Raw genomic sequence first — 10161 nt, 5'->3', positions numbered from 1 at the left:
CCCCAGCTTCTATCGAGCCGCTGCGACGACCCAATGGTGAAGGTCTTTCACCTCCACTCGATAGAACAGCGCCTCGTGGCGCACGAAGCGGAACTTGAACGCCCACCTCACGCTCGAGGTCAAGCCTCGCAAGCTAGCACAATGGGCTGGAAACGATCGTGGGGGCTTGTCCCGAGGTGGTAGACGCCGATCCGCCTTGACGGCGGATCGGCTACCCATGACCTGCTCCGCAGGGGGTTCCGTTTCCTCGCCGGCCTGAAGGCCAGAGTATCCACGGAAAGAAATCTGATGACCGGTACGCTCGTCGCCGTGGTCCTGGCCGGCCTCACGATGTTCGTTGTCAGCGAACTGGTCGTTGCGGTACTTCCGATGATCATCGTTATCGCGTTCATTCCACCGGTGGAACGCCCGGGCGTCGCCACAGTCCTCGCCGCCGCCGGCGGTTCCCGCCGCCTACGGCTCTGGCGGGCGCTGCGACTTGCCGTCAAGGCTCGGCGCCTGACCCGAGGGAACGCCGGCCCCCTGGATCGATCGCCTTGTTGCTGCGCACCTGCCGTCAGGCCGGGCTGCCCCTTCGCCGCCCCCGCACGCACGGCGCCACCGAACCCGCACCGCCACTGGTGAACCCGCCAGGAGTCGGCGCGATCTCCGGATGCCGGCCAGGTATTGACACCCACCCATGGCCATATTTAGCTTTCCGTGCTCGTGTCGTGCGGTCGCAGGCGTCACCGAGGTCCCGCGATTGCGTATACGCCGCGAAACGGGGGACACCTATGCGCGCTCTCGTCCGGGCTCGGACGCTTGGAATCCGGGCACTGTCGGCCGTGCTCGCCGTCCTGGTGATGGCCGGCGGTGCCCAGGCCGCGCCCCGCTCGGCCGCAGCCGGGGCGTTCTCCGAGGCAGACGGCCCTCCCGTGGTGCTGCCGAAGATCGACTGCGCGGCCCTCGCCGGGCAGGACCTGTCCGGGATCCCGGACGCTCCGGCGGTCATCGGGTCCGCGACCGCGGCCACCTCCCCGGACGGCTCGGCAGCCTGCGAGGTCAAGGGAACCGTCGCACCGCAGATCCAGTTCGACGTGTACCTCCCCACCGAGACGTGGCGGCAGCGGTATCTGCAACTCGGGTGCGCGTCGCTCTGCGGGAACATCGACTTCTACGCCGACGCGACCGACGGGTGTGTGCCGCTGACCCGCGGCGACTTCGTCCTGGCCACCACCAACCAGGGCCACGTCGGCGTCGCCGGCTTCGACGCCACCTTCGGCGCCGACCCACAGCTGGCAAGCCCCGCGCTACTCCTACTTCGACGGCTGCTCACAGGGCGGCCACCAGGGACTGACCGAGGCACAGCGCTACCCACACGACTTCGACGGCATCGTCGCCGGCGCCCCGGCATCGCTGCTCACCTCGCTCATCGTGTGGTCCACCGGCTGGCACGCCACGGCGAACACCGACGCGCAAGGCCGGCCCATCCTGACCGCCGCCAAGCTTCCCGCACTGCACGCCGCGGTCCTGCGCGAGTGCGACGCACGCGACGGCCTGGCCGACGGCCAGATCGACGACCCCCGGGCCTGCACGTTCGACCCGCGCAGCCTGCGCTGCCCGACGGGAACCGACGATGCGAACTGCCTCACCGACGCGCAGATCGACACCGTACGCAAGTTGTATGACGGACCCCGAGACGAGCGGAACCGGCGGATGTACCCGGGCGGTGAGCCCGTCGGCTCGGAAGCGAACTGGGCCCGCTGGGTGACTCCGACCGCAAACGGCACCCCGGCCGTGGCCGAGAACAACGCGACGAACGCCCTGAAGTACCTCGCCTACCCGTCCGCCCGTCCGTCGGCGACACTGCACGACCTGCACTACGACGCGGCGACGTTCCACGAGATCTACCAGCGGGCCGGCATCTACGACGCGACCAACCCCGACCTGACCGCCTTCCGCGCCGCGGGCGGGAAACTCCTGCTCTGGCACGGCTGGGCCGACCCGGCGATCTCCCCCTACGGAACGATCGCCTACTACCACGCCCTGGTCGAACGCATGGGCGGGACGCCCGCCACCCAGCGCTTCGCCCGCCTGTTCATGCTGCCGGGCGTCGCCCACTGCGGCGGCGGCCAGGGACCGGACGCGATCGACGCACTCACCCCCACCCTCAACTGGGTCGAGAACGGCATCGCCCCCGACCAGCTCATCGCCACACAACGCCAGGACGACACCGTCACACGAACCCGGCCGATCTACCCCTATCCCACCGTCGCCCGCTACGACGGCACCGGCAGCACCGACGACGCGGCAGACTTCGCCCCGACACCCCCACCCACCCGCTACCAGGACGACATCCCCTGGCTCGGCTCGTTCCGCTCCGGCTACGAGCAGACCTGCACCTGGCACAACGGCCACTGGACCTGCACCCCGGCGCACAAGCCGAGCTGACCGGGGCGACTCGGCGTCCTGCTCCCCGACCGTGGCCAGGGCCTGCTCGATCCCGGGCTACCTCGTGGACCTTCGTGGACGGCGGACGGCGGGACGCACCTGATCCGCTCTTTCAGATGTGGGGCGAGTTCCGGGCCTCGATGGCCGTGACCGTGTTGCCCAACGCCTTGTCGAGCTGGCTCTTGGCGACCGATCCGAGCAGGAATCCGACGATCTTCCCCTTGAGGTTCTTCCCCTCGCGGATCACCACGGCGTTCAGCTCGGTCAGCCCGTCGGGCCGCCGGGTCAGGGTGTAGGTGTGCCCCGACGCTCCGCCCCACAGGTTGGAGTCGACGGTCGTCATGACGATCCGGTTCGGGTCCGACCAGTCGTACTCCAGCCGTTCCCAGACGCCACCGGAACCTTCCGTGACGTCAGCCCGGGTGGCGCTCCTGGAGTGCACCTTCAGCTGGTCGTCGGCGCTGGCGGTGAAGAGCTTCGACCGGCCTGGGCCGAAATCGGTGATCCCGGCGACCAACTGCTCAGGCGTCGCGGTGCTCGTCTTGGTCATGCGAATGATGGACATCGGTGTGCTCCGGTTCGGTGGTTTCGAGTACCGCACCAGCATCGCGTTCTCCGCGGTCCGCCGAGCCGGTGGAAGACCCTGGTCCCGGACCCTGGTGTGCCGGCACTGCGGGCGATCTGTGGAACGGTCGTCGCCGCACAACCGTGGCGCATGAACAGATCCCGGGCGACTGCCAGGATCTCCGCGCGGGTCGCGGCCCGGGGGCCGACCAGTGATCTTCCCTGGCTCGGGCGGGCACCCCGGCTGTGAGAGTCCTTGGCATGAGACGACGACTACTACTGATCGCCGCCGCGATCGTTCCGCTCTCGGCCGCCGCCCTGGCGCCGATGGCCGCGAACGCCCTCAACCGCGCCGAGAGTGCCTCGACGTCCTGCGGCACCCTGCCGGTCAGCGCGCCGGCGGGTACGCAGGTGGCATCCGTGACGGCGGTCGCCCGTCCCGGGGGAAGCGTCACGATCCCCGATCAGACACCACTGCCGACCCCGGCCGAACCGATCACCGGCGTGCCGGCCTGGTGCGACGTCACTGTCACGCTGACCCACCCTGGCGCGAACGACCACGTCACGGTCAAGGTCTTGCTGCCCACCGACCCGAAGAACTGGACCGGGCGGCTGCAGGCCACCGGCGGCAGCGCCTACCAGGCCGGCAATCTGGACGGCCCGGAGCTGGTCACCGCGGTCAAGAACGGCTATGTCGGCACCGCGACCGACGCCGGGGTCAGCGACAACCCGCTCGACACCAGCTGGGCGCTGAAAGCCGATGGCACGGCGAACACCGCGCTGGTGACCAACTTCGCCTCCCGCTCGCTGCACGACATGACCGTCGTCGCCAAGAGCGTGACCACGTCCTTCTACGGCAAGCCGGCCGACTACTCGTACTGGAACGGTTGCTCCACCGGCGGCCGGCAGGGCTACCTGGAGGCGCAGCGGTACCCGGACGACTACGACGGTGTCCTGGCAAACGCCCCCGCGGTGAACTGGGACCGGTTCGCGATCGCCACGCTGTGGCCGCAGGTCGTCTACAACGAGGAGAAGGTGGCGCTGACCGGCTGCGAGCTGACCGCTTTCAACAATGCCGCGGTTCAGGCCTGTGACACCGACGACGGGGTCAAGGACACCATCATCGGGGACCCGCAGACCTGCCGCTGGGACCCGCGGAAGCTGGTCGGGGCCACTGTCGAATGCGACGGTCAGACGCTGACCATCACCAAGGCCAAGGCCGACGTCATGCGCAAGATCTGGGCCGGACCGGTCACCCCGAACGGCACGAAGCTCTGGTACGGCCCGAACAAGGGCGCCGACCTGTCGTTCTACCTGGCCAAGGCGGGTCAGCCCTTCTTCGTCGCGGACCTCTGGGCGAAGTACTTCGTGACCCGGAACCTGGCGCTGGACACCACCGAGCTGACCTACCCGAGTTTCGCGAAGCTGTTCGCTTCCTCCCGGCGGCAGTTCAACCAGGTCATCGGCACCGATGACGCGGACCTCCGGGCGTTCCGCGACTCCGGCGGCAAACTACTGACCTGGCAGGGCCAGTACGACGAACTGGTTCCCACCCAGGGCACCGTCGACTACCGGGAGCGAGTGGAGCGGCTGCTGGGCGGCAAGGCGAAGGTGGACCGGTTCTACCGCCTGTTCCTGCTGCCGGGCGTGGCACACTGCGGCGGCGGCACGGGGCAGCAGCCCGGTGACGCCCTCGGCGCCCTGGTGAAGTGGGTCGAGAAGGGCAAGGCCCCGACCAGCGTGTACTGATGTCGCAGTGGAACGCGAAGCCGGCCCCGGGGCTTTCCCCGGGGCCGGCTTCTGTCACGGCCTCATCCGGGCCAGGCCCCGCCAGGCTCGATCCGGCGGGACAGGATCTAGCGGCGTGCGGTCGGCGAGGTGGAGGCGTCGGGGAACAACTGCCAGGAGCTGACCGCGAGGCGGCCGGTGCTGCCGAAGTCGAGGGCGGCGTCCGGTTCGATGGTCTGGGCGGGACGGCCGGCGAGGGGCTCGATCCGCAGGTACTTGCCGTTGGCCGGCGGTTTCCGCGTGTCGTCGTAGGTGTTGCGCCAGGCCAGTGCCGTGCTGGCTCGCTGGCCGGGACGCAGGGTGACCGGCTTCGGCGGGCCGTCCCAGGGCATGCTGCCGAGGATCTCGGTGACACCGTTGAGGACTCGGAGGTCGAGCACGGCCCCGTCGTCGTCGAGTGCTTGCACGGCCGGGTAGCCACTCAGGCGGTAACTCTTCGTACCGCAGTTGACCAGCGTGATGCTGAGCACGCGCAGGCCCGCCGCCGCGTCACCGCCGTCCGGCTGCACCCGGACGCCCTCGGGCGGGCAGGCCGCTGACAACAGCCCCGGAGGCGACGGCGACGGTGTTGCCGAGGGAACGACCGATGGTGTGGGGACCAAGGGTGACACTCCGTCGGCCGTGCCGATGGGACGTGCGCAGCCGGCGAGCAGCACGGCCCCGACAAGCGGGACGGCACAACGGAAGATCCGAGATCCGATCACCGGGCCATCCTGCCCGGCCGAGGCAAGAACGTCCGCACCGCTGTCAGACAGGGGCCTCGAAATGCTGGTAGTCCTTGAGCGACGTCCAGTCCCCGCCCCAGGTGAAACCGTGCCTCGTGAATGCCCGCCACACCGGGTCACCGTGCTTGATCATGCCCGGCCGGACCTTCTCACGGTTCGTGAACGCCTTACCGGCCGGCGGCTGCACGACCGCACCTTTGACGTAAGGGTTCTCCAGCGTATTGAGGTCAATGGCTTTACCGTACGAATGCACCGAGAAACCGCTCGTCGAACCGGTGATCGGCCGGCAGTTGAACCCCGAGGTGTTGTCGGCGGCCATCGACGCGTTGTCATCGGCACCGAATCGATCCACCGGGAGCATCGTCCTGATCGGAAAACGCATCGAGTACAGCGTGTGGAAAACCTCCACCACGCTGCGCGCCACCGTCTGATTGACGATCAACTCGCCGCGGTGCCGGACACCGTCGAAGCCCCAGTGGGTCAGCTCCACACGGCGCAGGTCCGAGATCCGCACCGGGCAACCCGGGTGCCACGAGACTCCGGTCATCGCTTTCGCGGCGGCGAGGTCGATGGCCTGGATCGAGGCCCGGTAGCCGTCGTCGGCTGCGGCGGGTGCGGCAACGCCGATCACGCCGAGAACTGCGCTGGTCACGGCAGACATGATCGAGGCAAGCGAGGAAGGACGCACGTCCCGATACTGTCAGCCCCCACCGCAGTCGGCGTCGTTTATGACCACAGTGGCCTCGTCGTGAAGGGCCGGCGTCACCCGGCCGAGGTAACCATCGGGTGCGGGCGTTGCGGGCCGAACGGGATGTGAATGCGAGATCGGGAAGATACGGATGGCCCGAGCCGATCAGTCGAAAACCGACAACGGCAGTCGTACGAGCGGCGGAACCCGCTCGGCGGCTCGGCTCTCGAACCACACCAGGACATCGTCGCCCTCCACCCGGGCGGCGACCTGGGCGTCCGGCGCCGGCCAGCGCTCGTCCACCTCCCGGACAGCCTCATGGATGGCTTCCAGAGCGGCCACGGCCGCACCCCGCACACGTGTCCTGCGTGGCATCGGCACCCAACTGCCGAACCCCCAGGGCAACCAGACACCTCGCTGCCCGATGCTCAAGATGACGTCGCCGTCCCCGCCGCTGACGTCCCAGAATCCATATTCCTCGCCGGGCGCTGCGGTGCTGGGCACCGCCCAGATCTGCAAACCGCCGCCGGTACCCACTCTCGTGTCGACGCTGCGGACCCCGGCGGGTAGGTGCCCCGCCAGCGCCTCGATCAGCCGATCGAGCAGTCGTCGCCCAGCAATTCCCTTCACGGCATGATCCAACCAGCCGGAAACACCGCGGGCCAACCCTCGATCCGGACAGTCGAACGACCCACACGGCCGACCGGGCACAGCGAACCAAAACCACGACCAATGGGCCCGGATCAGCACAGCGCTTACTGTGGCATCGTGAAGGGACGTGCGATTCCCCTGCGACCCACCGCAGTGATCATGTCCGTGGTGGTGCTGGCGGTGCTGCAGGCCGGGCAGTGGAGCATGCCGTCGTGCTGGGCGCCGCGCTCACCCTCCCGCTGCTGACCGCCCGCCCGGCACCCCTGATATCGACCCTGGTCACCGTCACGGCGGCGGGTTGGTGCACGTTCTCCGGGTACGGGCAGGGCCTGCTGGGCTGGCCGTGGCCCGCCGCCGGATGTTTCGCGCAGCGCCTTCCTGCTCACCCGCGACCGCGACATCGTCTGACCCGGGCCGGGTTCGCGCCTGCTGCCGGTCGGCGAGACCGCGGACACCGCTCTCCTGCGCCGACGGTTACCGCCGGCTCCGTCAGGGAACCTCAGGGAGATGAGTACCTATCCTGATCCGGCCTGGCACGGCGATGTCTACCCCTCTGAAGAGGAGATCGATCCGGCCGGCACCGACGGCCCGGTCGGGGCGTACGCCAGCGGGCCCGACCCGTTACCATCCTCCGCGCCTGGATCGCCGCCCATCCCCGGACCGGCAGACCGGGTCGCCACCGCCGCTAACTCGATTGTCATCCGGCGCGCGGACGGGTCGATCGAGGTGGTCACCGACCTCGACGGTGACGGTATCGCCGACGTGGTGCAGCTCGACCTCGACGGTGACGGGGTGCCCGACCTCACCTACCTCGACACAGACCACGACGGGCAGCTCGACACCGTGCTGCGCACCCCGAACCACTGACAGCACGGTGCGGGCTCGACCCGGGTCCGGTAAAGCCTATGTCGCATGCCGCAAGGCAAGCCGATAGGCGGGTCGGCGGCATAAGCGCACTTCCGGCAGGCGCCGCCCCCTCAGCAAAGTCCCGCTCCGTGCCGGAAGCAGTGGGTCGCGCCGAACGCGGTAGAAAGTACGGATGAACATCCGAGCGGGTGGGATCGCCCTCTCCGCCGCGGTCGGGGCGCTGGCCGGTGCCGCGCTCGCCGGGACCGCGTCGGGTCGGCGTCGGGGCGCGGCAATGGGCGCGGCCATCATGGCGGGCACCGAGGTAGTGGCACGCGCCCGGCAGCGGCCCGGCGAGATTCCGGACTGGTGGTCGCGGGTGGTGATGAGTGGGGCCCTCGCGGCGATCGGCGGTGGCCTGGTCAAGGCCGGCCCTGTGCCGGTCGGGGTCGCCGCGGGCGCGACGGCCGGCGCGTTGGGCCTGCGACCGCAGAAGGTGCTGCTCGGCCCGGTCGTCGGCGCCGCGGTCGGGATGCTCTTCCCGAAGGGCGCGAAGCCTGCCGCCGTCGCCGCGACTGCCGTGGTCGGCTTCCGGGTGTTGTCCGCGCTCGTCTTCCGCGACCCGCAGGTGAGCCTGCTGGCCGAACGCGCCCGCGCCGAGGAGCTGCCGTTCGTCGTCCCGCTCGAAGCGCGCACCAATCGCGTCGGTACAGGTTTCGTGCGCGAGCTGGCCGACGTGCTCGGCGGCACCTACCGGGCCGACACCGAGGACGAGGGTATCGTCGCGTCACTCGACGAGCTGGCCGGGCCGCAGTTCGACCCGAGCGACGTCGACCCTCTGGTGCGCGAATTCTATGAACACACCAGCCGCTTCACACTGACCATCGTGCCCGAGTGGCGGCTCTGGGTCCGCCCCGGCTACCTGCTCTACCGCAATCTGGTGGCGCGCCCGCTCGGCCAGGCCAACGTACCGATGAACCAGCGCGAAACCATGCGCGGTGTCCGCAGCCGCATCGACACCATCACCCTGAAAGATCAAGAGCAAGTCGGCGTACGCGGGTGGATCCGCTCGTTCGCCGACACCGACGAACCAATCTATGTCGGCATCTACACCACATACCGGCATGAGGGCCGCGGTTACGTCAGTGTCGGCTTCCCGGTGCCGCACGGCAGTTTCACCGCCACCCTGCTGCCACTGCCCCGCCCCGGTGGAGGGCTCGTGCTCACCAGCCGCAGCGACCTCGCCCATCCAGGCCATTATCTGAGTTCCATCGACCCGCGAACCCGCGATCTGACCACGCTCGCAGTGCACGGCTTCACCGAACAACTCGACGTACACACCGAAGACGGCCGACTACACGCCGAGCACGCTTTTTCCCTGTACGGCCTCCCGTTCCTCACTCTGCGCTACACCATCACTTCTTCCCGAACCGAACCGAATGCAGGCCCGTGACAATCCGCCGTAGGCGACTTCCATCGAACAGGAATCAGCCGAGCTCCGCGATCAGGCGACGGAGGGTGTGGAACGCAGGCTTCGGCGAATAGTCGCTGCGCAACACGCCGAACCGGTGAAACAGGTCGTCCTTCGCACTGTCGGCATCGCGCAGTGTGAACAGTTGCCAGTGCGTCACGTTCAGCTCCGCCCGCAGTCGATACACCGTCCGGATGATGGTTTCCAGCACCACTGCCTGCTGTTCCTCGGGCCGGCCCGGGCCCGTTGGCCAACCGTTCTCACAGATCCGGATCGGCACCGTGGCCGGAATCCCCGCCGTCACCAGGGCTTGCTCACGGAAATCGCGCAACAGCCGCTCCACCGTGCCCGGCAACGCGTCGAGGCTCACTCGGGGGCCGAACACGTCCGGGTAGACGTCGATCCCTGCATAGTCCAGCGCCGCCGCGAATGATGGACCACCGGACTTGCGCACCCCGGTCCAGAAGTCGCTCACGGCGGGATCGATGTCGGGCACGACCGCGAACCCGATCGCCGCCGAACCACCGGTCTCACGCTTGGCCGCGGCGCCGGCCAGCACGCCTTCGACCATCGCGTCGCGGGCACCGGGAAACGCGCCGTCGGCTGCGGCGCCGGCCCAGGTCAGATTCGGTTCACCGGTGACCTGCACCGCCGACAGCCGCCCGCCGTGCCGGCGGACGACCTGGGCCACGAACGCAGCCCATGCCGCCACATCCCCGGCGGGATCCCGATAGCAGAGCACCAGATCCCACGGGATCCCGCCCGCAGTGAGGGTTGCGATCTGCGCGTGCACCGCCGCGGTGGAGTCGGCGCCGGACCAGAGTACGTACATGCGCGGAAGCAAGGCGCGGCCTTCTCCCTGCAACTCGCGGACCATCCGCCCGATCGCCTCGAAGTCATCCGGCGGTCCCGCGGCGATTCCGTCCGGCCCACCAGCGATCCCCAGCGGGAAGACTCCGAAAATGAGCGGCGCCGTCATAGCACCGACCCTAAATCAG

General features: G+C 69.0%; 11 protein-coding genes and 2 pseudogenes. 7 read left to right on the top strand and 6 right to left on the bottom strand.

Annotated features, from left to right (window positions below):
* The first annotated feature begins 288 nt into the window (after positions 1 to 288).
* From ADL15_RS53780 to ADL15_RS56255, 3 genes and pseudogenes are all read left to right on the top strand, one after another.
* Positions 289 to 624, top strand: a complete 336-nt coding sequence (locus ADL15_RS53780) for a hypothetical protein (RefSeq protein WP_157442067.1) — start codon at positions 289 to 291, stop codon at positions 622 to 624.
* Positions 625 to 773: 149 nt separating this feature from the next.
* Positions 774 to 1262: pseudogene (locus tag ADL15_RS57300) on the top strand (tannase/feruloyl esterase family alpha/beta hydrolase); the annotation flags it as partial.
* A 28-nt stretch (positions 1263 to 1290) separates the two neighbouring features.
* Positions 1291 to 2430 (top strand): annotated as a pseudogene (locus tag ADL15_RS56255) (tannase/feruloyl esterase family alpha/beta hydrolase); the annotation flags it as partial.
* Positions 2431 to 2542: 112 nt separating this feature from the next.
* Here ADL15_RS56255 and ADL15_RS47870 read toward each other — a convergent pair.
* Both ADL15_RS47870 and ADL15_RS57295 read right to left on the bottom strand, forming a co-directional pair.
* Positions 2543 to 2995 (bottom strand): hypothetical protein, encoded by a 453-nt coding sequence (locus tag ADL15_RS47870; RefSeq protein ID WP_067707190.1) that lies wholly within the window; start codon positions 2993 to 2995, stop codon positions 2543 to 2545.
* Positions 2977 to 3171: a TetR family transcriptional regulator gene (locus ADL15_RS57295; RefSeq protein WP_394327002.1), complete on the bottom strand. Its 195-nt coding sequence runs from the start codon at positions 3169 to 3171 to the stop codon at positions 2977 to 2979. The genes ADL15_RS47870 and ADL15_RS57295 overlap by 19 nt, the downstream gene beginning before the upstream one ends.
* A gap of 84 nt (positions 3172 to 3255) precedes the next feature.
* Between ADL15_RS57295 and ADL15_RS47865 the strand changes: the two genes are divergently transcribed.
* A complete protein-coding gene (locus tag ADL15_RS47865; RefSeq protein WP_067707185.1) occupies positions 3256 to 4743 on the top strand; it encodes a tannase/feruloyl esterase family alpha/beta hydrolase in 1488 nt (495 codons plus the stop codon).
* A 107-nt stretch (positions 4744 to 4850) separates the two neighbouring features.
* On the opposite strand, the gene ADL15_RS54815 is transcribed toward ADL15_RS47865, so the two are convergent.
* From ADL15_RS54815 to ADL15_RS47850, 3 genes are all read right to left on the bottom strand, one after another.
* Positions 4851 to 5393 (bottom strand): DUF4232 domain-containing protein, encoded by a 543-nt coding sequence (locus ADL15_RS54815; RefSeq protein ID WP_269748446.1) that lies wholly within the window; start codon positions 5391 to 5393, stop codon positions 4851 to 4853.
* Between the two features lie 136 nt (positions 5394 to 5529).
* Positions 5530 to 6159 (bottom strand): M15 family metallopeptidase, encoded by a 630-nt coding sequence (locus tag ADL15_RS47855; protein WP_198171328.1) that lies wholly within the window; start codon positions 6157 to 6159, stop codon positions 5530 to 5532.
* Positions 6160 to 6360: 201 nt separating this feature from the next.
* Positions 6361 to 6825: a hypothetical protein gene (locus tag ADL15_RS47850; protein WP_067707177.1), complete on the bottom strand. Its 465-nt coding sequence runs from the start codon at positions 6823 to 6825 to the stop codon at positions 6361 to 6363.
* Between the two features lie 138 nt (positions 6826 to 6963).
* On the opposite strand from ADL15_RS47850, the gene ADL15_RS56780 reads away from it, so the two are divergent.
* The 3 genes from ADL15_RS56780 (at position 6964) to ADL15_RS47840 (ending at position 9145) form a co-directional block, all read left to right on the top strand.
* Positions 6964 to 7092 (top strand): hypothetical protein, encoded by a 129-nt coding sequence (locus ADL15_RS56780; RefSeq protein ID WP_269748445.1) that lies wholly within the window; start codon positions 6964 to 6966, stop codon positions 7090 to 7092.
* Positions 7093 to 7353: 261 nt separating this feature from the next.
* Positions 7354 to 7713, top strand: a complete 360-nt coding sequence (locus ADL15_RS47845) for a hypothetical protein (RefSeq protein WP_067707174.1) — start codon at positions 7354 to 7356, stop codon at positions 7711 to 7713.
* Between the two features lie 172 nt (positions 7714 to 7885).
* Positions 7886 to 9145: a hypothetical protein gene (locus ADL15_RS47840; RefSeq protein ID WP_067707171.1), complete on the top strand. Its 1260-nt coding sequence runs from the start codon at positions 7886 to 7888 to the stop codon at positions 9143 to 9145.
* Positions 9146 to 9179: 34 nt separating this feature from the next.
* Here ADL15_RS47840 and ADL15_RS47835 read toward each other — a convergent pair whose 3' ends face one another.
* Positions 9180 to 10142 carry a hypothetical protein gene (locus ADL15_RS47835; RefSeq protein WP_067707169.1) on the bottom strand — a complete coding sequence of 321 codons (963 nt, stop codon included), beginning with the start codon at positions 10140 to 10142 and terminating at the stop codon, positions 9180 to 9182.
* Between the last annotated feature and the right edge of the window lie 19 nt (positions 10143 to 10161).

This window comes from Actinoplanes awajinensis subsp. mycoplanecinus, from assembly GCF_001509495.1.
GTDB classification, from domain to species: Bacteria; Actinomycetota; Actinomycetes; order Mycobacteriales; family Micromonosporaceae; genus Actinoplanes; species Actinoplanes palleronii.
The sequence above is the reverse complement of the archived record's forward strand: the minus strand, read 5'-3'. Positions and strand labels throughout refer to the sequence as shown.